Annotated in this window: 27 protein-coding genes; 24 read left to right on the forward strand and 3 right to left on the reverse strand. The window is 62.7% G+C overall.

Features of this window, described 5'->3' with window-relative positions; genetic code table 11:
* Nucleotides 1-26: 26 nt before the first annotated feature.
* Genes KI612_RS12960 through KI612_RS12970 form a run of 3 tightly spaced genes read left to right on the forward strand, consistent with a single transcriptional unit; the run spans nucleotide 27 to nucleotide 1,822 of the window.
* Nucleotides 27-446: a hypothetical protein gene (locus tag KI612_RS12960; RefSeq protein WP_226440492.1), complete on the forward strand. Its 420-nt coding sequence runs from the start codon at nucleotides 27-29 to the stop codon at nucleotides 444-446.
* A gap of 28 nt (nucleotides 447-474) precedes the next feature.
* Nucleotides 475-1,425: a diguanylate cyclase gene (locus KI612_RS12965; protein WP_226440493.1), complete on the forward strand. Its 951-nt coding sequence runs from the start codon at nucleotides 475-477 to the stop codon at nucleotides 1,423-1,425.
* Nucleotides 1,426-1,429: 4 nt separating this feature from the next.
* Entirely contained in the window at nucleotides 1,430-1,822 is a 393-nt protein-coding gene (locus KI612_RS12970) for a response regulator (protein ID WP_226440494.1), read from the forward strand.
* 21 nt (nucleotides 1,823-1,843) lie between these two features.
* Here KI612_RS12970 and KI612_RS12975 read toward each other — a convergent pair whose 3' ends face one another.
* Nucleotides 1,844-3,190, reverse strand: a complete 1,347-nt coding sequence (locus tag KI612_RS12975) for a sigma-54 interaction domain-containing protein (protein ID WP_226440495.1) — start codon at nucleotides 3,188-3,190, stop codon at nucleotides 1,844-1,846.
* Between the two features lie 182 nt (nucleotides 3,191-3,372).
* Here KI612_RS12975 and cydP point away from each other — a divergent pair, with 182 nt between their 5' ends.
* From cydP to KI612_RS13025, 10 genes are read left to right on the forward strand one after another with little or no spacing between them, the layout of a single operon-like run.
* Entirely contained in the window at nucleotides 3,373-3,573 is a 201-nt protein-coding gene (cydP, locus tag KI612_RS12980) for a cytochrome oxidase putative small subunit CydP (protein WP_226440496.1), read from the forward strand.
* Nucleotides 3,563-5,125, forward strand: coding sequence for a cytochrome ubiquinol oxidase subunit I (locus tag KI612_RS12985; RefSeq protein ID WP_226440497.1), 1,563 nt, complete (start codon nucleotides 3,563-3,565; stop codon nucleotides 5,123-5,125). The genes cydP and KI612_RS12985 overlap by 11 nt, the downstream gene beginning before the upstream one ends.
* A gap of 10 nt (nucleotides 5,126-5,135) precedes the next feature.
* Nucleotides 5,136-5,594: a hypothetical protein gene (locus KI612_RS12990; protein ID WP_226440498.1), complete on the forward strand. Its 459-nt coding sequence runs from the start codon at nucleotides 5,136-5,138 to the stop codon at nucleotides 5,592-5,594.
* Between the two features lie 36 nt (nucleotides 5,595-5,630).
* Nucleotides 5,631-6,770, forward strand: coding sequence for a cytochrome d ubiquinol oxidase subunit II (gene cydB, locus KI612_RS12995; protein ID WP_226440499.1), 1,140 nt, complete (start codon nucleotides 5,631-5,633; stop codon nucleotides 6,768-6,770).
* Between the two features lie 10 nt (nucleotides 6,771-6,780).
* Nucleotides 6,781-7,395, forward strand: coding sequence for a ubiquinol-cytochrome c reductase iron-sulfur subunit (gene petA / locus KI612_RS13000; protein WP_226440500.1), 615 nt, complete (start codon nucleotides 6,781-6,783; stop codon nucleotides 7,393-7,395).
* A 27-nt stretch (nucleotides 7,396-7,422) separates the two neighbouring features.
* Nucleotides 7,423-7,554 (forward strand): cytochrome bd-I oxidase subunit CydX, encoded by a 132-nt coding sequence (cydX, locus tag KI612_RS13005; RefSeq protein WP_226440501.1) that lies wholly within the window; start codon nucleotides 7,423-7,425, stop codon nucleotides 7,552-7,554.
* Nucleotides 7,538-7,840, forward strand: coding sequence for a cyd operon YbgE family protein (locus tag KI612_RS13010; RefSeq protein ID WP_226440502.1), 303 nt, complete (start codon nucleotides 7,538-7,540; stop codon nucleotides 7,838-7,840). The genes cydX and KI612_RS13010 overlap by 17 nt, the downstream gene beginning before the upstream one ends.
* A gap of 22 nt (nucleotides 7,841-7,862) precedes the next feature.
* The gene (locus tag KI612_RS13015; protein ID WP_226440503.1) at nucleotides 7,863-8,249 is read left to right on the forward strand and encodes a NifB/NifX family molybdenum-iron cluster-binding protein; all 387 of its coding nucleotides are present in this window, start codon (nucleotides 7,863-7,865) and stop codon (nucleotides 8,247-8,249) included.
* Complete coding sequence (locus KI612_RS13020; RefSeq protein WP_226440504.1) at nucleotides 8,233-8,688, forward strand: DUF2141 domain-containing protein; 456 nt, start codon at nucleotides 8,233-8,235, stop codon at nucleotides 8,686-8,688. Before KI612_RS13015 ends, KI612_RS13020 begins: the two co-directional genes overlap by 17 nt.
* A gap of 23 nt (nucleotides 8,689-8,711) precedes the next feature.
* On the forward strand, nucleotides 8,712-9,101 hold the full coding sequence (locus KI612_RS13025) for a DUF6858 family protein (RefSeq protein WP_226440505.1): 390 nt from the start codon (nucleotides 8,712-8,714) through the stop codon (nucleotides 9,099-9,101).
* Between the two features lie 109 nt (nucleotides 9,102-9,210).
* Here the strand turns inward: KI612_RS13025 and KI612_RS13030 are convergent, their stop codons facing one another.
* Nucleotides 9,211-10,185 carry an arsenic resistance protein gene (locus KI612_RS13030; RefSeq protein WP_226440506.1) on the reverse strand — a complete coding sequence of 325 codons (975 nt, stop codon included), beginning with the start codon at nucleotides 10,183-10,185 and terminating at the stop codon, nucleotides 9,211-9,213.
* A 143-nt stretch (nucleotides 10,186-10,328) separates the two neighbouring features.
* Here KI612_RS13030 and KI612_RS13035 point away from each other — a divergent pair, with 143 nt between their 5' ends.
* Genes KI612_RS13035 through KI612_RS13045 form a run of 3 tightly spaced genes read left to right on the forward strand, consistent with a single transcriptional unit; the run spans nucleotide 10,329 to nucleotide 13,484 of the window.
* Complete coding sequence (locus KI612_RS13035) at nucleotides 10,329-11,552, forward strand: efflux RND transporter periplasmic adaptor subunit (protein WP_226440507.1); 1,224 nt, start codon at nucleotides 10,329-10,331, stop codon at nucleotides 11,550-11,552.
* 5 nt (nucleotides 11,553-11,557) lie between these two features.
* A complete protein-coding gene (locus KI612_RS13040) occupies nucleotides 11,558-12,784 on the forward strand; it encodes an ABC transporter permease (RefSeq protein ID WP_226440508.1) in 1,227 nt (408 codons plus the stop codon).
* Nucleotides 12,777-13,484 (forward strand): ABC transporter ATP-binding protein, encoded by a 708-nt coding sequence (locus KI612_RS13045; RefSeq protein ID WP_226440509.1) that lies wholly within the window; start codon nucleotides 12,777-12,779, stop codon nucleotides 13,482-13,484. The genes KI612_RS13040 and KI612_RS13045 overlap by 8 nt, the downstream gene beginning before the upstream one ends.
* On the opposite strand, the gene gloB is transcribed toward KI612_RS13045, so the two are convergent.
* On the reverse strand, nucleotides 13,481-14,263 hold the full coding sequence (gloB, locus tag KI612_RS13050; RefSeq protein ID WP_226440510.1) for a hydroxyacylglutathione hydrolase: 783 nt from the start codon (nucleotides 14,261-14,263) through the stop codon (nucleotides 13,481-13,483). The two genes, KI612_RS13045 and gloB, sit on opposite strands and share 4 nt — an antisense overlap.
* 28 nt (nucleotides 14,264-14,291) lie before the next feature.
* On the opposite strand from gloB, the gene KI612_RS13055 reads away from it, so the two are divergent.
* The 8 genes from KI612_RS13055 (at nucleotide 14,292) to KI612_RS13090 (ending at nucleotide 20,414) form a co-directional block, all read left to right on the forward strand.
* Nucleotides 14,292-15,014: a class I SAM-dependent methyltransferase gene (locus KI612_RS13055; RefSeq protein WP_226440511.1), complete on the forward strand. Its 723-nt coding sequence runs from the start codon at nucleotides 14,292-14,294 to the stop codon at nucleotides 15,012-15,014.
* Complete coding sequence (gene rnhA / locus KI612_RS13060) at nucleotides 15,011-15,457, forward strand: ribonuclease HI (protein WP_226440512.1); 447 nt, start codon at nucleotides 15,011-15,013, stop codon at nucleotides 15,455-15,457. Before KI612_RS13055 ends, rnhA begins: the two co-directional genes overlap by 4 nt.
* Before the next feature lie 2 nt (nucleotides 15,458-15,459).
* Entirely contained in the window at nucleotides 15,460-16,173 is a 714-nt protein-coding gene (gene dnaQ / locus KI612_RS13065) for a DNA polymerase III subunit epsilon (RefSeq protein WP_226440513.1), read from the forward strand.
* 2 nt (nucleotides 16,174-16,175) lie between these two features.
* Nucleotides 16,176-17,069: an esterase/lipase family protein gene (locus tag KI612_RS13070; RefSeq protein WP_226440514.1), complete on the forward strand. Its 894-nt coding sequence runs from the start codon at nucleotides 16,176-16,178 to the stop codon at nucleotides 17,067-17,069.
* Nucleotides 17,066-18,370 carry a M18 family aminopeptidase gene (locus KI612_RS13075; RefSeq protein ID WP_226440515.1) on the forward strand — a complete coding sequence of 435 codons (1,305 nt, stop codon included), beginning with the start codon at nucleotides 17,066-17,068 and terminating at the stop codon, nucleotides 18,368-18,370. The genes KI612_RS13070 and KI612_RS13075 overlap by 4 nt, the downstream gene beginning before the upstream one ends.
* 232 nt (nucleotides 18,371-18,602) lie before the next feature.
* Nucleotides 18,603-19,139: a phasin family protein gene (locus KI612_RS13080; RefSeq protein ID WP_226440516.1), complete on the forward strand. Its 537-nt coding sequence runs from the start codon at nucleotides 18,603-18,605 to the stop codon at nucleotides 19,137-19,139.
* A gap of 385 nt (nucleotides 19,140-19,524) precedes the next feature.
* Complete coding sequence (locus KI612_RS13085) at nucleotides 19,525-19,719, forward strand: hypothetical protein (RefSeq protein WP_226440517.1); 195 nt, start codon at nucleotides 19,525-19,527, stop codon at nucleotides 19,717-19,719.
* A gap of 83 nt (nucleotides 19,720-19,802) precedes the next feature.
* The gene (locus KI612_RS13090) at nucleotides 19,803-20,414 is read left to right on the forward strand and encodes an HD-GYP domain-containing protein (protein WP_226440518.1); all 612 of its coding nucleotides are present in this window, start codon (nucleotides 19,803-19,805) and stop codon (nucleotides 20,412-20,414) included.
* Nucleotides 20,415-20,463: the final 49 nt, after the last annotated feature.

Consider the following 20,463-nt stretch of genomic DNA (forward strand, 5'->3'; position numbering starts at 1 on the left):
ACCGCCCGAAACGGCGGTAAACACTCATGAAATGGTTGGTCAATCTACTCAGGGAAATCAGTGCCGAACTGAAAGGCATCATTGCCCAGTTCAAGCGCGGCGAAACCTGGCTGACGCTCGGACTGATTGCCGGTTTTGGCCTGCTGACCTACGCCGTCAGCCGCTTTGCCTTCAAGACCGACTCGGTGCTCATGCGGCTGCGCTTCACGGTCAGCGCCTGTCGCGAGCTAAGCAATGGACCGATCATTTTCCTGTTCAGCGGGATGATTTTTTTCCTGCTCGCGGTTGTCGTGACTTTTGGCGAGTTTCAGCGCTACTTCACCTGCAAGCAGCACCATGCGGCTTATGAAGCGCGCCGCGCCCTGATCTACGCGATTTGCTGGTGCACTGTCGCAGTCGGCATATCGACAGGCGGACTGCTGTTCTTCAACAGTTATTGCCGTTAGACTGCCGCGATCCTGAAGTTCGCCAGCCATGAAAATCCTCATTGTCGAAGACACCCGCAGCAGCCTGCTGATCATTACGCAATACGTCCAGCGTTATGGTGCGACGGCTGTCCAGGCCGACAATGGCGAACGGGCCATCGAGGTTTTCCAGGCTGAGCGGCCGGACATGGTGCTGCTCGACGTGATTCTTCCCGATATCGACGGCTTCACCGTCGCCCAGCGCATCCGCGGCCTCGAGGAAAACGGCAACTGGACACCGATCATCTTTCTCTCCTCACTCGACAAGGACGAGGATATCGAGAAAGGCATCGCGGCCGGCGGCGACGACTACCTGACCAAACCGATCAGCGAGGTCGTGCTCGGCGCCAAGATTCGCGCCATGCAGCGCATCATCCAGATGCGTACCTCGCTGGTCGTCCTCGCCCGCAAGCTCGACGTTGCCAACCAGGAGCTGATGCGCCTCTCCGCCCGCGACGGACTGACCGGCATTCCGAATCGCCGGCTGTTCGACGAATACATTGCGCGCGAATGGCGACGTGCTCGCCGCGGCTCAACCAGCATGGCGCTGCTGATGTGCGATGTCGATTACTTCAAACGCTATAACGACACCTACGGCCACCAGGCCGGAGACGACTGCCTGCGCCAGGTAGCCAACGCCATCCAGCGCTGCATGGAACGCGCCGCCGATGTCGTCGCCCGCTACGGCGGTGAGGAGTTTGCCATCGTCCTGCCGGAAACCCAGATCGGTGGCGCGCTGTTCATGGCCGAGAAGATCCGGCATGCCATCCACGCACTGCATATTCCGCACAGCGACTCGCCATTCGGCCATGTCACCCTGAGCATCGGCATTGCTGCCGCAGCACCGGGCGACAGCGACGAGTTCGGGCTGTTGATCGAAGCCGCTGACCAGGCGCTCTACCACGCCAAGGATGACGGCCGCGACCGGGTCAGCCGCCCTGCCCAGACCGCCAGCCACTGAGACCATGGCCAGAAAACGCACCTCCATCATGATTGTCGACGACAACGACATGATGCGCAGCATCCTGCGCGCCATGCTGCGCGGCGAAGAATACGAAGTCGTCGGTGAAGCCCGTAACGGCGTCATCGCGGTCGACATGGCCGATCGCCTGAAGCCGGACATCATCTGTCTCGATGTCATGATGCCGGAGAAGGACGGCCTCGAAGCCCTCGCCGAAATCAAGGCGGCCCGCCCGGAAACCGCCGTCGTGATGATCACCAGCAACGCCGACCCGGACACCGTGCAGGAAGCAATCATGGGCGGCGCCAACGGCTTCATCGTCAAGCCTTTCAACGCAGCACGCGTACTCGATACGCTGGAAAAAGTCGTCGGCCGCCTGACTCAGAAGAATCGCTGAAATCCAGGCTGAAAAGCGGCCTCAGTCCTGTCCGCCAGCAGTGCCTGGACCAGGCTCCAGGCCACATTGCTTCAGACGTCGGTAGAGCGTCCTTTCCGAAATTCCCAGGTGTTTTGCCAGAGCCTGACGGCTCCCGGCAAAATTGCGGACCAGGCGAACGAAAGCAAGCGGGTCGGCATCAGGAGCGGCTTGACGAAGCGATTGCGGCGGCTGCGCCAATGCACCGGAAAAAGCGCCAGGCGCCAGCGAAGGCAAGTGTGAAAGGCGGATCTGGTCACCATCACAAAGCAGGCAGGCGCGTTCGAGAATATTGCGCAATTCCCGGACGTTGCCGGGGAAAGAGTAAGCCTTCAACCAGTCGACTGCCTCCGCTGCGAAGCTCAATGTCCGTCCGTTGGCAACCCGGGCGAGCAGGGCCTCGGCGAGCAGCAGGACGTCGTCGCCGCGTTGCCGCAATGGCGGCAGGAAGATGGGAAAGACATTGAGGCGGTAGAAGAGATCCTGGCGGAAGGAAGCTTCAGCAACCATTTCCGCGAGCGGCCGATGGGTTGCGGAAACGATCCGGACCTCGGCCTGGCGCAAATCCGGAGAACCGACCCGGCGATAGGTACCGGTTTCGAGCAGGCGCAACAATTTGACCTGGATCGACAAGGGAATGTCGCCGACTTCGTCGAGAAACAGGGTTCCGCCCGAAGCCGCCTCGACCAGACCGGTCTTGCGCGCGGTTGCGCCGGTGAAAGCCCCCCGCTCGTGGCCGAACAACTCGCTTTCGAACAGGGTTTCGGCCAATCCGGAGCAGTCGACCGCCACAAACGGCTTGTCCGCCCGCCGGCTGATCTGATGAATGGCGTTCGCCACCAGTTCCTTGCCGGTGCCGGACTCGCCCTGCAGGAGCACCGCGGCATCTGAGGGCGCGACGCGGGCGACCAGTTCCATCATGCCCAGAAACATGCCGGAGCGTCCGATCAGTCCCTGGGCGTGCGCCAGACTGCGCGCCCCGGGCAAAGGCTCGAGCTTCTCGACGTAATAGGCGATTTCGCCGGCGCCATCGCGAATCGGCGACAACTCGATGTTCTCGAACATCTCGCCGCGCGAAGTATGGTGCAAGTGCAGCACGCGCTCGCGCTGCCCCGAATGCAGACTGCGCTGCAGGGGGCAGGACTCGCCGGCCTGGTCGCAAGGTACCGTGTAGCGGTGCGAAACCTCGTAGCACTTGCGCCCGACAACCTCGCGCTGGTCGTTCCAGTTGTTCCGGTAGGCCTCGTTGGCCGCAACGATGCGGTAATTGCGGTCGCAAAGGATGTGCGGCTCGGCCAGGTTCTCCAGGAAGGAGATCAATTCACTCAACGCCGCTTGCTTGTCTGCCATGCCATCCCCTGCCAACAAATACTGCCACAAAACTGCCATTCTGCCACATGGCAGACAAACCAGCCTTGGTCCGACATCCGGCCGGCCTTTTTAATCATGGACTTGACACCAACGGAGCGGGTATCGCGAGCTGGCACGCGTCTTGATAAGTAAATGCTGATATTAACCCGTGGAGGCAGTTCATGAACCAGCGCGATCGCCGCTTGCGCAAGGAGATTCTTGTCATCGTAGTGATCAAGCTGATTCTCATTGTCGGCCTGTGGTGGTGCTTTATCCGCGAAGCACGGGTGACCGTGGACAGCGCGGCCGCCGCCCGCCATCTCGGCAATCATGAACTGACCGCCAGCAACCCGCCCCAGCAAGGAGCCCGCAATGCTCAGTGAGCAACTCGTCGATCTTTCCCGACTGCAGTTCGCCGTCACCGCGATGTACCACTTCCTCTTCGTGCCGCTCACCATCGGCATGACCTGGATCCTGGTCATCATGGAGTCGGTCTATCTGATGACCGGCAAGACCATCTACCAGGACATGACCCGCTTCTGGGGCAAGCTGTTCGGCATCAATTTCGCGCTTGGCGTCACCACCGGCATCACCATGGAATTCCAGTTCGGCACCAACTGGGCTTATTACTCGCATTATGTCGGCGACGTCTTCGGCGCGCCGCTGGCGATCGAAGGCCTGATGGCCTTCTTCCTCGAGTCGACTTTCATCGGCCTCTTTTTCTTCGGCTGGGACCGCCTGTCGCGCAAGCAGCATCTGCTGGTTACGCTGCTCATGGCGATCGGCACCAATCTTTCGGCACTGTGGATCCTGATCGCCAACGGCTGGATGCAGAACCCGGTCGGCGCCGAGTTCAGCTACGTAACGATGCGCATGGAAATGGTCGATTTCTGGGCCGTGCTCTTCAATCCGGACGCCCAGGCCAAGTTCGTCCATACCGTCTCGGCCGGCTATGTCACGGGCGCCATGTTCGTGCTCTCGATTTCGGCTTTCTACCTGTTGCGTGGCCGCGACGTCGAGTTCGCCAAGAAGAGCTTCCGCATCGCCGCCGCCTTCGGCTTTGCCTCGATCTGTTCGGTCATCGTGCTCGGCGACGAGTCCGGCTACACCGTCGGCGAAGCACAGCAAACCAAGCTTGCTGCCATGGAAGCGATGTGGGAGACCGAACCGGCACCGGCCGGATTCAACGTCATCGCCCTGCCCAACGAAGCCGAAATGAAAAACGATTTTGCCATCGAGATCCCCTGGGTCATGGGCATCATCGGCACTCGCTCGCTCGACAAGCAGATCCCCGGCATCAAGGAAATCCGGGAAAAGAACCGCGAACGGATCATCAACGGCCGGCTCGCCGCCATCGCCCTCGATGCACTGCGCAAGAATCCCGACAACGCCCAGATGAAGGCTGAATTCGAAGCCCGCAAGAGCGATCTCGGCTTCGGCCTGCTCCTGAAAAAATACGTGACCGATTACGCCCAGGTCACCCCGGCGATCATCGACCGCGCCGTGGCCGACACCGTGCCGCGCGTCGCCCCGATGTTCTGGAGCTTCCGCCTGATGGTCGGTTTCGGTTTCCTGATGCTGGCCCTGTTCGGCGCCGCCCTGTGGTCGTCCGTCAAAGGCGACTTTGCCGATAAAACCGGCCTCCTGCGCTGGTCACTGTGGATGTTGCCGGTCCCCTGGCTGTCTTGCGAACTTGGCTGGTTTGTTGCCGAGTACGGTCGGCAACCCTGGACCATCTACGGCGTACTGCCGACCCATCTCTCGGTTTCGACGCTGTCGGTGGGCAATCTCTACGGCTCGCTGGCCGGTTTTGTCGGCTTCTACACCGTCCTGCTGATTGTCGAGATGTACCTGATGACCCGCTTTGCCCGCCAGGGACCGGGCAGCCTGGGCACCGGCCGCTACGACAACGAAGCGCAACATGCCCACGCCTGAAGGAAGAAACATGCGTCTCACCTTTCTCCTGATCGCCCTCGGCCTGTTGCCACTCGGCCCGGCGGTGGCCGATGAGCACGACACCCACCGCCCGGCGCAAACAATCGACTACGCGCTGATCCTGCCGGCCAACCTGCCGCATATGCTGCGCAGCGCCAATGAACAGGCCGCCTTGCTCGGCCTTGATGACAGCCAGCGCCAGGCCGTCCGCGAACTGATGGCGGAGGCACCGCTGCAGGTTTTTTCCCGCCTCGGGCAGGCGGAAAAACTCGAGCAGGCGATTGCCCGCGACCTGCTCCACAAGCAGCTCCCGCTCGCCGAACTGGAGCCCCGCCTGGACCAGTTGGCAGCCCTCAAGCGGGCAGCCAGCACCGCCCAGATCGCCACCATCAACCGCCTGCAGACGCTGCTCAGCCGAAGCCAATTTCGCCAGTTGCTGCAAATCAACGGCGTCCCGGACCCGCAATGAACGCCGCACCCCAACTCCGTCCCTGAGGAAACAAGCATGTTCGATTATCCAACCCTGAAAATCATCTGGTGGCTGCTGGTCGGCGTATTGCTGGTCGGCTTCGCCATCATGGACGGCCACGACATGGGCGTCGGCACGCTGCTCCCCTTCGTCGGCAAGAACGACGTCGAGCGTCGCATCGTCATCAACACCGTCGGCCCGCACTGGGACGGCAACCAGGTCTGGTTCATCACCGGCGGCGGCGCCATTTTCGCCGCCTGGCCGCTGGTCTATGCAACCGCCTTCTCCGGCTTCTACTGGGCCATGCTGGCCGTACTCTGGGCGCTGTTCTTCCGTCCGGTCGGCTTCGATTACCGCAGCAAGATCGACAACCCGACCTGGCGCAACACCTGGGACTGGGGGCTGTTCGTCGGCGGCGCCGTACCGCCACTGATCTTCGGCGTCGCTTTCGGCAATCTGCTGCAAGGCGTTCCCTTCCATTTTGACGATCATCTGGTGTCGACCTATACCGGCAGTTTCTGGGCGCTGCTCAATCCCTTCGCCTTGCTCTGCGGCGTCGTATCGACGGCAATGATCACCTTCCATGGCGCCATCTACCTGATGCACCGGACCGAAGACGTGGTTTACCAACGGGCCCGGCAGGCCATGCTGATCTTCGGCAGCCTGCTCTTGCTTGGCTTCTCGATTGCCGGCATCTGGTTATGGCAGGGCATCGAAGGTTACGTCATCAGTTCGCCGGTCGACCCGGCGGCACTGCCCAATCCGCTTGCCAAGAACGTGCTCCGCGCCACCGGAGCCTGGCTGGCCAATTACCAGGCTTACCCGGCCAGCATCGCCCTGCCCGTACTTGCCTATGCCGGCATCCTGAGTGCCATGATGCTCGCCGCCGCCGGCCGCACGCTGGCCGCCTTCGTCGCCTCGGCACTGACCATCGTCGGCATCATTGGCACGGCAGGCATCTCGCTCTTTCCCTTCATCATGCCCTCGTCTACCGACCTGCGCTCCAGCCTCACTGTCTGGGACAGCGTATCCAGCCAGTTGACGCTGGAAATCATGCTCTGGGCAACCCTGATCTTCATGCCGCTGATCATCGTGTACACCAGTTGGGCTTACAAGGTGATGGCCGGCAAGGTAACCGCCGCCTATATCCGCGAAAACGAACATGCCGCTTACTAAGGAGATTGCCATGCCCACCTGCACCGGTCAGGCCGAATCGTTTTGCTGCAGCGACAGCCCGGCCCGGCGCCGGTGGCTGATGGCCACCGCCGGCCTCGGCGGTGCCTTGACGCTGACCGCACTGACGCCCTTCGTCAGCAGTCTGCTGCCGTCGGAGCGGGCCAAGGCGGCCGGAGCGCCGGTCGAAGTCGAAATCGACAAACTGGCAGCGGGCGACATGATGATCGTCGAATGGCGTGGCAAGCCGGTGTGGATCCTGCACCGCACGCCGGAAATGCTTGCAGCGTTGAAAAAAGCCGAGCCCTTCCTGGCCGACCCGGCGTCGGAAGAACGGCAGCAGCCAGATTACGCGACCAACGAATATCGCTCGCGCAAGCCCGAGCTGCTGGTCGCCATCGGCATCTGCACCCACCTCGGCTGCTCACCGTCGAAAGCTTTCGACGCCGGCGACGCAGCCCTCGGCGCCGACTGGCCGGGCGGCTTCCTCTGTCCCTGTCACGGCTCGACCTTCGACTTCGCCGGTCGCGTCTTCAAGAACAAACCGGCCCCGACCAACCTCGAAATTCCGCCCCATCGCTACCTGAGCGACAGCCGCCTGATCATCGGCAGCGATGAAGCGGCCTGATCGCCAAACCCAAACCGGAGATTGAACATGTGGTACTTCACCTGGATGCTCGGTATCGGCTTTGCCGTACTGCTCGCCATTCTCAACGCCCTGTGGGGCGACAACGAGGATGCCCGCCTGCTTTCCCTGCGCGGCGACCGCGATGCACGCGAGCGCTGAAAAAAGACCGCCGGAAACGGCCGGGCTGGCGATCCTGCCGCTCGGCATCGGCCTCGTCCTGCTCGTCGTCATGACCATCCTGCCGGGCATCGCCACCGACCGCCAGGGACGGGCCGACCATCTGCTGGCCATGCTCATTTTCTGGAGCATGAGTGCCGGCTTCGTACGCGGGGTCGGCTTCATTCCCCGCCATTGGCTACCCCGCCTGCTGCTCTCCACCCTCGCCTGCGGCCTCGCCCTCAGCCTCGCCTTGTGGCGCCTGAACCTGCTCGGCCGTATCGGTTAACCCCGCAAAAACAGGAAAAATCATGCAAATCGCCGTTACCAGTCAAAACCGCAAGACCATTACGCAACATGCCGGCAAATGCCGCAAGTTCTGGATATACGACATCCAGGAAGGCCGCGTCACCGGCAAGCAATTGGTCGAACTGCCCATGGAGCAGAGTTTTCATGCCAGCCAGCACCAGCTTGCCGAAGCCCTGACCAAGGTCAATGTGCTGATCTCCGCCAGCATGGGCGCCGGTCTGCACCAACGCCTCAAACAGAGCGGCATCCAGCCGGTCATCACCATGGAAGAAGACCCCGACCAGGCGGTCAACGCCTTCCTCAGCAACAATCTTGACCTTCTCCCGGTGGACCGGGAACATCACTGCTCCGAACACGGTCATGGACACAGGCATGGACACTCACACTAATCACTCGCGCATGAAAGCAATCCGCCCGGCACTTCTGCTGCTCGCCCTGATGAGTTCGGGCCTCGCCTCGGCGGAAGAAGGCAGCATCGTGGTCAACCTGAAAAACATCCGCGACGACAGCGGCATGTTGCGCGCCTCGCTGTATCGCGAAGCCGAGACCTTCCGCAAGGAAGACAAGGCGCTTCAGGTGATCGCCGTGCCATCCGTCAAGGGCGCGGCCCGGCTCGTCTTCAATGGCGTCCCGCCCGGCCGCTACGCCATCATGGCCTATCACGACGAAAATGCCGACGGCAAGCTCAATCTCCGCCTCGGCATGTTCCCCAAAGAAGGCTACGGCCTGTCGAACAATCCCGCGATATTCGGGCCGCCAAAATTTGCTGACAGCGCTTTCGAGCATGCCGGCCCGAGCACCCCTGTTAATATAAGCATTTCCTACTAAACCATTCACATGGCCGACACCCAATGAAACAGACCCTGCTACAGGAAAAATACCCGATCTTCGTTGCCGAAATTGCCAAGACGGAAACCACCTATCAGACCGTTGACGCCCTGGTCGACTACTACAAAGGCAAAATTGCCGAAAACCCGAAGGTGCAATTCATCGGCGTCTTCGACCATTACGCCCACACCAGCAAAATCGGTGGCGACATCGTGGCCGGCCTGAGCGCCGCCGTCGACATCATCTTCTGCTTCGGCTTCGCCATCCCGACACCGCAAATGCTCGCTGTCCGGCCGCGCTCGATCGGCATTGCCGACATGGGCGACAAGTTCGTCGTCAGCTTCATGGAAGCGCCGATGCAACCGGCCAACCAGGCCATGGAAGCCTGGACGCGCGCCCTGCGCAACTGCTAACCACCCGCCTCTGGCTTTCCCCCGCTACGCCATGCGTAGCGGGGTTTTTTTTATCTTCGCCCAGATCGGCAAGTGCCGCTCCCGGAAGCGGCAGCCAGCCCGGTTAGCATCAGGCCTGGGCCAGCTTTTTGCCGAAGATGCGATCGGTCAATCTGACATACCAGGCGGCCGACTGGACTTGAATGATATAGGCCAGCGTGATGACCAGCGCCGCATCCGAGCTACCGGCGCCGAAGGCATTCATGGCCAGGGCCAGAGCGATGGAAAGATTGCGCATCACCGTCCCGTAAACCAGCGCAATGGCATCACCGCGCGGCAGCATCAGGCGGGCGATCAAGGTGCTCAGGGCGTAATTGACAAGGTAAAGCAGCAGCAAGGGCAGGATCAGATTGAGCAACTCCTCGGGCCGGGCCGCCAGTTCCTCGGCCTTGAGCGCGATGGCGACAAAGACGATGCCGAGTACGCCGAGTGTCGAAAAGGGCGGAAAGCGCGGCGCCCATTCACTCTGAAACGCCTTCTGGCCGTGCTTTTTGATCAGATAGCCCTGCGTCAGATGACCGGCGATCATCGGCAGGAAAACGATGACCACGATCTGCCGGAACACCGCGAGCAGATCGACGGGCACCTCGGCACCGATCAGCCATTGCACGTAGAACGGCGTGGCGAGCGAACCGAGAATCAGGCCGAGCACGGTCATCTTGACCGCGGCGCCGAGATTGCCGCCGGCAAAACCGGTCCAGGAGATGGTCATGCCACTGGTCGGCAGCAGCGCGGCAAGCAACAGGCCGACCGCGTAATACGGCTGACCGGGAAAGAAGAAACGGCCGATCCCGTAGGCAATGAAAGGGATGATGCCGAAATTGATCAACTGACTCAGTATTTGCGCCTTGCCATCGCCACCTTCGAGCACTTTGGCCAGTTTCAGGCTGACCATCATCGGATAGACCATCAGGAAAGTCAGCGGGATGATCAGGCTCTTCAACCAGGCGGTCGGCGCCAGCAAACCGTAGGCAAAGCCAAGCAAGAGCATGACCGGTATGGCAAAAATGAAGTTCTTGGAAATTACTGACAAGATCTTGAGCACGAGATATCTCCGAAAAGCATTCTTGTCCCTGCCCGGAAAATCCCGGGCAAGGATAACGAATATTAGAGTTTAATTATATAGCTATTCCTTGGCCGCTGGGCTAAGATTCGCCGCCTCTCCTTCGGCAAAAACAGCGCCCGCCCATGTCACAATCAGGAACACCCGGTCGTCCTTCGCTTCGCACCCGCCTGCTGGCCGGAGCCTTGCTGTTGCTCGTCGCCGGCCTGGCGCTGATCCCGTCCCTGTTGGGTGAAAAAGCCGTCCTGATCACGGTCGACCGCGGCGAGCTGGTTCAATCCGTGGTTGCCAGCGGCAAGGTCCGCTCGCCGCAACGCATGGAACTGGGCAGCCAGGTCAGCGGACGCATTCTCAAGATCGCGGTTCGCGAAGGCCAAAGCGTGGCGGCCGGCGACCTCCTGCTGCAACTCGAGGCCGCCGAATTGCAAGCCGCCGCAGATCAGGCCCAGGCCGGACTGACGCAGAGCACGACCCGTCTCGAACAGATGCGTCAACTGGCCCAGCCGCTGGCCGGCCAGGCCTTGCGCCAGGCGGAAGCCAATCTGGCCCAGGCCCGCCGCCATTTCGAACGGACCCGCGACCTCGCCGCGCGCGGCTTTTACAGCCCCACCCAGCTTGACGATGCCCGACGCAATCTCGATGTCGCCGATGCCCAGTGGCAAAGCGCCCAGTTACAGGCGCAAAGCAACCAGAGCGGCGGCAGCGATTACCGCCTGGCCGAGGCCGCCGTTGCCCAGGCCCGCGCCGGCCTCGCCCTGGCCCGTTCGCGCCTGGACTACGCCAGGATCGTCGCGCCCCGTGCCGGCACCATCCTGACCCGCCATGTCGAGCCCGGCGACACGGCCCAGCCGGGCAAGACGTTGCTCACGCTGGCGCCGGCCGGCACCACCGAACTGATTGCCCAGATCGACGAAAAAAATCTCGGCCTGCTCAAAACCGGCCAGAAAGCCCTGGCCTCGGCGGATGCCTATCCCGACCGGCATTTCGCCGGCGAGATCAACTTCATCAGCCCGGCCATCGACCCCTTGCGCGGCTCGGTCGAGATTCGCCTGCTCGTTCCCGAGCCGCCGGATTACCTGCGCCAGGAAATGACCGTTTCGATCGACATCGAAACCGCCCGCCGGGTCGATGCACTCGTCATTCCCCTCGCCGCGGTACGCGATGCCGACAGTGCGCAGCCCTGGGTTCTCGTCGTACGCGAGGGCATTGCCCGGCGCCAGGCGATCGAACTGGGCGCGCGCAGCGATGGCCGCGTCGAAATCCGCCGCGGCCTCGCGGCCGGCGAGCAGATCGTCGGCGGCCAGAGCGCCGTCCGCGATGGCAGCCGCGTCCGTGCGGCCAACGGCTAGGCGCGATGCATCCCTGGCTGCCTTTCGAATGGATCGCCGCAACCCGCTTCCTGCGGGAAGGACGCATGCAAAGCCTGCTGATCATCGTCGGCGTCGGGGTCGGCGTTTCGGTCATCGTTTTCATGTCGGCCCTGCTGTCCGGGCTGCAATCCAACCTGGTGCGGCGCACCCTGAGCTCGCAAGCCCACGTCGTCCTGCTCCCGCCCGAGGAAATCGCCCGCCCGCAACGCAACAGCGGCGATAGCGGGTTCGGCCCGCTGCTCCAGAAGCAGGCGCAACGCCTGCGTTCCATCGACCAGTGGCAAAAATTGCGCGACCGCCTGAACCGCCTGCCCGAAATTGCCGCCGTCTCGCCGATCGCTTCCGGTCCGGCCTTTGCGGTACGCGGCGATGCCAACAAATCGGTCACCCTGCTCGGCATCGAGCCTGAAAACTACACGCGCGTCATCACCCTTGGCGAGCGCATCGTCTCCGGAAAATTGCGCCTCAATGCCGGCGAAGCGGTGATCGGCATCGAACTGGCGCGCGACCTCGGCGCCGCCGTCGGCGACAAATTACGCATCAACAGCGGCAATGGCGCAACCGACACCCTGACCATCACCGGCCTGTTCGACCTCGGCAACAAGGGGGTCAATGCGCGCAACGTCTATGTCGGACTGCGTACGGCGCAAACCCTGCTCGACCTGGTCGGCGGCGTCTCCAGCATCGATCTTGCCCTGCACGACCTGTACGGGGCGGAGGATCTTGCCCGCCGCCTGCAGGCCGAAAGCGGACTGCAGGCCGACAGCTGGATCAAGACCAATGCCCAGTTCTTCACCGCCCTCAGCTCGCAGAAAATCTCGAGTAACGTCATCCGCTTCTTCGTCGGCCTCTCCGTCGCCTTCGGCATTGCCAGCGTGCTGGTCGTCTCGGTCGTCCAGCGCGCCCGCGAGATCGGCATCCTGCGCGCCATGGGCGCGACGCGCGGTCAGTTGCTGCGTACCTTCCTGCTCCAGGGCGGCATCGTCGGCCTGTGCGGCTCGCTGCTCGGTTCCGCCCTCGCCTGGCTGTTTCTCGCGCTCTGGCAAAGCCTGGCGCGCAACCCGGACGGTACGCCGCTCTTCGTGATCACGGTCGAACCGGCACTGGTGCTGATTGCCGCAGCCGGCGCCACGGCAGTCGGCATCCTGGCCGCCTTCATCCCGGCCCGCCGCGCGGCCGGCCTCGATCCGGTGGTGGCGATCCGTGGCTGAGCGCGCCCCCGTTCTCGACCTGCGCGCCGTCCGGAAATCCTACGCCGCCGGCACGCCGCTCGAAGTCGAAGTCCTGCACGGCATCGACCTGCAACTGCAGGAGGGCGAGTTCGCCGCACTGATCGGCCCGTCCGGCTCCGGCAAAAGCACCCTGCTCAACCTGATCGGCCTGCTCGACCGGCCGAGCAGCGGCCGGCTGGCCATCGACGGCCAGGCCACCGGCGAACTCGACGACGCCGCGCTGACCCGCCTGCGCGGACGGCGCATCGGCTTCGTCTTCCAGCATCACCTGCTGATTCCGGCGTTCACTGCCCGCGAAAACGTGATGATGCCCCTGCTCATCGAACGCGGCCGGCCCGATGACGATATGCGCCGGCGCGCCAGTGCGCTGCTCGAACAGGTCGGCCTCGGCGAACACATGGACAAGCTGGCCAACCGGCTTTCCGGCGGCCAGCAACAACGCGTCGCCATCGCCCGCGCCCTGGTCATGCAACCGGCCCTCGTCCTTGCCGACGAGCCGACCGGCAATCTCGACACCCATTCGGCGGACGGCGTCTTTGCATTGATGCGCGAGATCAACCAGGCCGCCCGCACCACCTTCCTGATCGTCACGCACGATCCGCGACTGGCGGCGCGCTGCGACCGGATTATCGAACTGGTCGACGGAAGCCTGCACGCCCCGTCCGGCAAGCTGGTCTAAAAGCCGTTTCGCCAGTCGCGGATGGCCGCGAAAATTGCCGTTTTTGAACGGTCGACCGCTCCGGAAGCAGAAAAACCCTTGGCCGCCGCGTGCCGCAGTCCGGCGGCAACGACCGTCGGCTCGCTGCAGCGCAGGAAGGGATTGCTCGCCTTCTCTTCGGCCAGCGTCGATGGCACGCTGGACAAGCCGGCGGCGCGCAAGGCGGCGACTTTTGCAACCCGCGCCTGCACAGCCGGATTTTCCGGCTCGACGGCCAGCGCAAAGCGCAGATTGGCTTCCGTATATTCGTGCGCGCAGTAAATCAGCGTTTTATCGGGCAAGGCTGCAATGCGCTCGAGCGACGCCGCCATCTGGGCCGGCGTGCCTTCGAACAAACGGCCGCAACCGGCCCCGAACAGCGTGTCGCCGCAGAACAAGGCGCCCGGCACATGGTAGGCGAGATGGCCCAGCGTATGCCCGGGCACGGCCAGCACATCGACCGCCTGCCCGAGAACTTCGATGCTTTCGCCACCGCTCAGGGGCCGGTTGCAGCCTGTGATAGACTCGCTGGCGGGTGCAAAAACCGTGGGCTGCCAGCGCTCGACGAGGGCGGCGACACCGCCCTGATGGTCGGCATGGTGATGGGTGATCAGGATCGCTTCCAGTGTCAGACCGTCGGCTTCGAGCCGGGCCAAGACCGGGGCGGCATCGCCCGGGTCGACAACTGCGGCACGCTGCCCGCAGGTCAGCAGCCAGATGTAGTTATCCTTGAATGCGGGAATGAGAGATATCGAGAACATGCCGGAACTATCGAGTCAGCCAGACCGGATGTCAAATCCCGATCTGCGGCGCTGGCTCGATTCCGCCCAGGGCCGCTACGTGCTGGACTGGGAACAGGCCAGGTTCGATGCCGCGGTTGCCGACGTTTTCGGTTTCAACGCGCTGCAGATCGGCCTGCCGCAATTCGACTTCCTGCGCAGCAACCGCATCGCCCTGCGCCAGACCGCCGGCCCCTGCGCCGGGGTTGATGTCGTCTGCGATCACACCGCCCTGCCCTTTGCCGCGCAAAGCCTGGATCTCGTGCTGCTGCCGCACGTCCTCGAGTTCAGCGAAGATCCGCACCAGATCCTGCGCGAGATCGAACGCGTCCTGATTCCCGAGGGTCAGGTCATCATCACCGGCTTCAACCCGCTCTCGCTCTGGGGCGTCAAGCGCTACCTCAAGCGGCACGGCGACTTCCCGTGGAACGGCAGCTATCTCGCGGCGGCCCGTCTCAAGGACTGGCTGAAACTGCTCGGCTTCGAGGTCGACCGCGGCAGCTTCGGCTGCTACGTGCCGCCGCTCGAACAACAACAATGGCTGCGCCGGCTCGATTTCATGGAAAAGGCCGGCCAGCGCTGGTGGAACTTTTCCGGCGGGGTTTACATGCTGCGCGCCATCAAGCGCGTGCACGGCATGCGCCTGATCACCCCGAACTGGCGGAAAAAGATGGTGCGCGCCAAGGCTCTGCGCCCGATCGCGCAAAAAGGATGCAACAAGGAAAGACAATGAGTAGCGAAGCAAGCATAGAGATTTATACCGACGGCGCCTGCAAGGGCAATCCCGGCCCCGGCGGCTGGGGCGCCATCCTGCGCCAGGGTCCGCACGAGAAGGAGCTGTGGGGCGGCGAAAAGGAAACCACCAACAACCGCATGGAACTGACCGCCGCGATCCGCGCCCTGGAAGCCCTGAAGCGCCCGGTCGACGGCAGGATCTACACCGACTCGCAATACGTGCTGAAGGGCATCAACGAGTGGATCCACGGCTGGAAACGCAATGGCTGGAAAACTTCCGACAAGAAGCCGGTGAAGAACGCCGACCTCTGGCAGCAGCTCGACGCCCAGGTCAAACAGCACAAGCTGGAGTGGGTCTGGGTCAAGGGCCATGCCGGCCACCCGGAAAACGAAAGGGCCGACGCCCTGGCCAATCGCGGCATTGAAGAATTGAAGGGCTGAACATGCGACAGATCGTTCTCGACACCGAAACCACCGGCCTCGACCCACGCTCGGGCCACCGCATCATCGAAGTTGCCTGCATCGAAATGGTGAATCGCCGCCTGACCGGCCGCCATCTGCACAAATACACCAACCCGGAACGCGCCATCGACGAAGGCGCCCAAGCGGTGCACGGCATTTCGCTCGAGTTTTTGGCCGACAAGCCGAAATTCGCCGACATCGCCGACGAGTTCCTCGACTTCATCAACGGCGCCGAGCTGATCATCCACAACGCGCCCTTCGACATCGGCTTCCTCAATGCCGAGCTGCGCCGCCTCGACCGCGTGCCGGTCGAAACCATCTGCAGCGGCGTCATCGACACCCTGCGCATGGCCAAGGACCTGCACCCGGGCAAGCGCAACAGCCTCGACGCGCTGTGCGAACGCTACGAGATCGACAACTCCGGCCGTACCCTGCACGGCGCCCTGCTCGATACGGAACTACTGGCCGACGTCTTCCTGGCCATGACGCGCGGCCAGAACAGCCTGATGATCGAACCGGATGCCGAAGTTCGCCCGCAACTGGGCGCCGACGGCCTGGTCCGGCAAAGGAAGCCACTCATCGTACGCCGTGCCGCCGCCGAGGAAATTGCCGAACACGAACGCGTGCTGGCCGGCATCGACAAGGAATCCAAGGGCGCCTGCATCTGGTTGCCGAAGCCCGAAGCGACCGCCTGAGCATGGTGCCGCTCGCCCTGCTGTTCTGGCTGGTCATTGAAATCGGTACCTATCTGGCGATCGGCCGCCTCGGTCTGCATGCCGACTGGCCGCTCGCCCTCGCCGGTGCCATCGGTTGCCTGCTCGGCCTGCGCGCCGGCATCAACACGACGACCTGGGTCTTTGCGATCATTCTCGGCTCGCCGGCCAAGCCGATGAGCAGCAAGGCGATGCTCAGGATGATAGCCGTCGAATACCTCGCCTTCCTGCGCCTGTTCATCCTGACCCTGCCCTTCGAACGCCTGTGGATGCCGGCCGACCGCCTGCGTCCCTGTGCCCGGCCGATCGTGCTGGTACACGGTTACGGCTGCAGCCGTGGCGCCTGGAGCAGCCTGCGCCGCCGCCTCGAAGCCGCCGGCCATGTCGTCGCCACGGTCAGCCTGACGCCGCCGGTCGCCAACCTGGGCAAACTCGAACCGCAACTCAAGCAGCGCATCGAAGAGGTCTGTGCCGCCACCGGTGCCAGGCGTGTAACGCTGATCGCGCACAGCATGGGCGGCCTGGTCTGCCGCTGTTACCTGGCGCGCCATGGCGGCAGCCGGGTCGGCAAGCTGATCACGCTGTCCACGCCGCATCAGGGCACGGCACTGGCCCGCTTCGGCATCGGCCACAACGCGCGCGAGATGGAACCCGGCTCGCTGTGGCTGACCGACATGGCCGGCGAAAAGCCGGGCGTTCCCTGCGTCAGCCTGCGCAATCCCTACGACAATTTCGTCATGCCGCAGGACCTGCAGAAACTGCCCGGCGCCCGTGACGTCGAACTGCCACCGAGCGGCCACATCGCCCAGCTCTACGACCCGGCCATCGCCGCGATCGTCATCGCCGAATGCGCCAACACCGGAGAAAACAACGCATGAAGATCACCGCCGCCCAGTACGCGCAAGCCCAGGACCTGCTCGATTTCATCGATGCCAGCCCGAGTCCGTGGCATGCCGTGCAGACTTGCGCAAACCGCCTGCAGGCCGCCGGTTTTTGCCGTCTGGAAGAGGTCGACCGCTGGGCGCTTGAAAGCGGCGGCAAGTATTACGTCGTGCGTGGCGGCTCCTCGATCATCGCCTTCGCCGTCGGCAGCCAGCCACTCGCCGACAGCGGCCTGCGCCTGATCGGCGCGCACACCGACTCGCCCGGCCTGCGCCTCAAGCCGAAACCGGCCGAAGACGCCGCCGGCATGGTGCGCCTCGGCGTCGAAGTCTATGGCGGGCCGATCCTCGCCACCTTCGCCGACCGCGACCTGTCGCTGGCCGGCCGCGTCAATGTGCGCAGCGGCAGCGGCCACGTCAGCCGCCTGGTGCGCTTCGACACGCCGCTGCTGCGCCTGCCCAATCTCGCCATCCACATGAACCGCGAGGTCAACGAAAGCGGCCTCAAATTCAACAAGCAGACCGAACTGCCCCTGCTGCTCGGCGTCTCGGCAGACGGCAGCAAGGCCGAGGCACGTTTCCGGGCGCCGATCGCAGCCGCCCTCGGTGTTGCCCCGGACGATCTGCTGACCTGGGAACTGAACGCCTACGACACGCAAAAAGGCAGTTTGTGGGGCGTCGACCGTGAATTCATCGCCAACAGCCAGCTCGACAACCTGGCTTCCTGCCATGCCGCGCTGAGTGCCCTGCTCGCCACGCCAGCCCCGGCCGCCACCTGTCTGTGCGCCTTTTTCGATCACGAGGAAGTCGGCAGCGAAAGCGCCGCCGGTGCCGGCGGCAGTTTCGTGCAGGATGTACTGGCCCGCCTTGCCGGCCAGGCCAGGCTAGATGCCGAGGATCAGCGCCGCATGCTGGCGCGCAGCTTCTTCATCAGCGCCGACATGGCGCATGCCTGGCACCCGAATTTCCCTGCCGCCTACGAGCCCTGCCATCGCGTGACGGTCAACGCCGGCCCGGTGATCAAAAGCAATGCCAACCAGCGTTACAGCACGGACAGCAACAGCGCGGCGCGCTTCATGGCGATCTGCGCCAAAGCCGGCGTGCCTTGCCAGCAGTACGCGCACCGCACCGATCTCGGCTGCGGCAGCACGATCGGCCCGATCGTCGCCGCCCGGCTCGGCATTGCCAGTGTCGATGTCGGCGCGCCGATGTGGGCCATGCACAGCATCCGCGAAAGTGCCGGCGTGCTCGACCATCACTACATGATCGCGGCCCTGTCCGGTGCGTTCGCCGAATAAGCCAACACCAAACCGATATTTGATCGTAATATCCGTTTTCGTCATTGCCCAAGTTTTGAGCAAACGCATGCCGCGTTTGGCAAAAATGAATTGATCACCGTCGATGCAGCAAACTGGCAAAAAGGCAATGCGATCTTCATCAGCAAAAACATTTTGTTGCAGTGCACCATTTTGAAATTTAGTGCGTTATACTGAACGCGAACACATCGACACTCAAACTCTGGAGACATACATGTCCATCAATACCGAACAATTCGCCGCCGCCAACAAAGCTACCGTTGACTCCCTGCTGTCGGTTGCCAACACCGCCCTGGCTTCTGCCGAACGCATCGCTGCCCTGAACCTGAACACCGCCCGCGCTTCCCTGGAAGACACCGTTTCCGGCGTCAAGGCCGTGATGGGTGCCAAGGATCCGAAGGAAGCCCTGGCCGCTCAAACCGCCCTGGCCCAACCGGCTGTTGAAAAGGCTGTTGCCTACACCCGCTCGGTTTACGAAATCACCTCCCAGACCCAGCAAGAACTGGCCAAGATGGTTGAAGCCCAGTTCGGCGACTTCCAGAAGTCGGTTGCCGGCATGCTGGAAATGGCTGCCAAGTCTGCCCCGGCTGGTTCCGAAGGTGCTGTTGCCGCCATCCAGAACGCCATTGCTGCTGCCAACTCGGCTTTCGGCAACATGAATTCGGTTGCCAAGCAATTCGCTGAAGCTGCCCAGGCCAACATCGCCACGGCAACCAAGGCTGCAACTGCTGCTGCCAAGAAGACCAAGTAATACTCAGGTCAGGCAACGCCGAAAACCCCGCACTGGTTGCGGGGTTTTTTATTGCCTGAAATTCGGGGGAAATGGCCGCCACGACAGGGCTATGCGCGAATATCTTCGCTTGTTACCAAATGACACAATTTTTTTTGTTGCAGCGCAGCATTTAAATGGGCATACTGATTCCTGTCTCCTCCATCTCCTCCAAGAAATGGATTTAAGCCCACCTCGTGTGGGCTTCTTTTTGCCTATCGATACACAGGCGCCATCGCCCGCAAACCGACTGTGCAATGGCGGTTCGCCGGATTTGGCGCGGCGCCGTTGATCATGATTTCGCTTTCCGCTTTACTCACCGCCGAGAAACGGTTAAAAGCTGCGACTGTTCCGATTGGAGATTGCAATGCCTGAAAATGACCTGAACGCAGAAGCTGATCGCATGCTTGAAGCTGCCCTGGGTGGCCGAAGCCTGCATCAAGTGCTGATCGAAAACTCGCAGGCCGAAACAGCCGATGTCGCCGGCCGCGCCGCCGCCATTGCGAAGAACCGTGAGCGCGCCCTGCGCCTGCTTGCCGAGATCGAGAAAACACTCGACTGAAAGCGCCAGCAGCCCCGGGTACTGAACCTCTGGTCAGCACCAACGGTCAACACTTCACATTTGCACAAATCCGGAGCCTGCCCATGTCGCACAGCCAATGCGATGCCGTTCCCCTGATCAAGATTGCCCAATCCCTGAGCACGGCATTGGGCGAGCGTGACCTTCACACCCGGGCGCACTCCGAACGGGTCGTCCAGCTCTCTGCCGAACTGGGCATTCATCTCGATTTTTCGCAGCGCGAACTGGAACTGCTGGCACTCGGCGCGCAGTTCCACGACATCGGCAAGATCGGCATCCCGGATCAGGTGCTGCACAAGGCAACGCCTTTTGAAGAGGACGAATGGGCCTGCATGCAGCAACACACCGTGATTGGCGAGCGCATCATTCTGGCGCTGGGCAGCGACAAGTCGGCCGAAGTCGCCCGCATCATCCGCCACCATCACGAGAATTTCGACGGTTCCGGCTATCCTGACAAGCTGAGCGGCACCGACATCCCCTTGTTCGCCCGCATCCTCTCGCTGGCCGACAGCTACGATGCGATCGCCGTCACCCGCCCCTATCACCAGGCCAGGCGCCATCAGGCGATCATGGACATCCTGGTCAGCGAAGGCGGCATCAAGCATGACCCGGATCTGCTGCATGCATTTACGGCCGTCATCGAAAAATCGGAAATGCGCGCCCGCGACGACGCCTGAAACCGCGCCGATGCACCGCTGCGGCAAATTGTCGCAGCCGGCCAGGCAG

It is taken from the genome of Quatrionicoccus australiensis, assembly GCF_020510525.1.
Classification (GTDB): domain Bacteria; phylum Pseudomonadota; class Gammaproteobacteria; order Burkholderiales; family Rhodocyclaceae; genus Azonexus; species Azonexus australiensis_B.

Excerpts from the sequence above, each read along its gene's own strand:
- KI612_RS12960 (WP_226440492.1), top strand. The coding sequence starts at position 27 with ATGAAATGGTTGGTCAATCTACTCAGGGAAATCAGTGCCGAACTGAAA.
- KI612_RS12965 (WP_226440493.1), top strand. The coding sequence starts at position 475 with ATGAAAATCCTCATTGTCGAAGACACCCGCAGCAGCCTGCTGATCATT.
- KI612_RS12970 (WP_226440494.1), top strand. The coding sequence starts at position 1,430 with ATGGCCAGAAAACGCACCTCCATCATGATTGTCGACGACAACGACATG.
- KI612_RS12975 (WP_226440495.1), bottom strand. The coding sequence starts at position 3,190 with ATGGCAGACAAGCAAGCGGCGTTGAGTGAATTGATCTCCTTCCTGGAG.
- cydP (WP_226440496.1), top strand. The coding sequence starts at position 3,373 with ATGAACCAGCGCGATCGCCGCTTGCGCAAGGAGATTCTTGTCATCGTA.
- KI612_RS12985 (WP_226440497.1), top strand. The coding sequence starts at position 3,563 with ATGCTCAGTGAGCAACTCGTCGATCTTTCCCGACTGCAGTTCGCCGTC.
- KI612_RS12990 (WP_226440498.1), top strand. The coding sequence starts at position 5,136 with ATGCGTCTCACCTTTCTCCTGATCGCCCTCGGCCTGTTGCCACTCGGC.
- cydB (WP_226440499.1), top strand. The coding sequence starts at position 5,631 with ATGTTCGATTATCCAACCCTGAAAATCATCTGGTGGCTGCTGGTCGGC.
- petA (WP_226440500.1), top strand. The coding sequence starts at position 6,781 with ATGCCCACCTGCACCGGTCAGGCCGAATCGTTTTGCTGCAGCGACAGC.
- cydX (WP_226440501.1), top strand. The coding sequence starts at position 7,423 with ATGTGGTACTTCACCTGGATGCTCGGTATCGGCTTTGCCGTACTGCTC.
- KI612_RS13010 (WP_226440502.1), top strand. The coding sequence starts at position 7,538 with ATGCACGCGAGCGCTGAAAAAAGACCGCCGGAAACGGCCGGGCTGGCG.
- KI612_RS13015 (WP_226440503.1), top strand. The coding sequence starts at position 7,863 with ATGCAAATCGCCGTTACCAGTCAAAACCGCAAGACCATTACGCAACAT.
- KI612_RS13020 (WP_226440504.1), top strand. The coding sequence starts at position 8,233 with ATGGACACTCACACTAATCACTCGCGCATGAAAGCAATCCGCCCGGCA.
- KI612_RS13025 (WP_226440505.1), top strand. The coding sequence starts at position 8,712 with ATGAAACAGACCCTGCTACAGGAAAAATACCCGATCTTCGTTGCCGAA.
- KI612_RS13035 (WP_226440507.1), top strand. The coding sequence starts at position 10,329 with ATGTCACAATCAGGAACACCCGGTCGTCCTTCGCTTCGCACCCGCCTG.
- KI612_RS13040 (WP_226440508.1), top strand. The coding sequence starts at position 11,558 with ATGCATCCCTGGCTGCCTTTCGAATGGATCGCCGCAACCCGCTTCCTG.
- gloB (WP_226440510.1), bottom strand. The coding sequence starts at position 14,263 with ATGTTCTCGATATCTCTCATTCCCGCATTCAAGGATAACTACATCTGG.
- KI612_RS13055 (WP_226440511.1), top strand. The coding sequence starts at position 14,292 with ATGTCAAATCCCGATCTGCGGCGCTGGCTCGATTCCGCCCAGGGCCGC.
- rnhA (WP_226440512.1), top strand. The coding sequence starts at position 15,011 with ATGAGTAGCGAAGCAAGCATAGAGATTTATACCGACGGCGCCTGCAAG.
- dnaQ (WP_226440513.1), top strand. The coding sequence starts at position 15,460 with ATGCGACAGATCGTTCTCGACACCGAAACCACCGGCCTCGACCCACGC.
- KI612_RS13070 (WP_226440514.1), top strand. The coding sequence starts at position 16,176 with ATGGTGCCGCTCGCCCTGCTGTTCTGGCTGGTCATTGAAATCGGTACC.
- KI612_RS13075 (WP_226440515.1), top strand. The coding sequence starts at position 17,066 with ATGAAGATCACCGCCGCCCAGTACGCGCAAGCCCAGGACCTGCTCGAT.
- KI612_RS13080 (WP_226440516.1), top strand. The coding sequence starts at position 18,603 with ATGTCCATCAATACCGAACAATTCGCCGCCGCCAACAAAGCTACCGTT.
- KI612_RS13085 (WP_226440517.1), top strand. The coding sequence starts at position 19,525 with ATGCCTGAAAATGACCTGAACGCAGAAGCTGATCGCATGCTTGAAGCT.
- KI612_RS13090 (WP_226440518.1), top strand. The coding sequence starts at position 19,803 with ATGTCGCACAGCCAATGCGATGCCGTTCCCCTGATCAAGATTGCCCAA.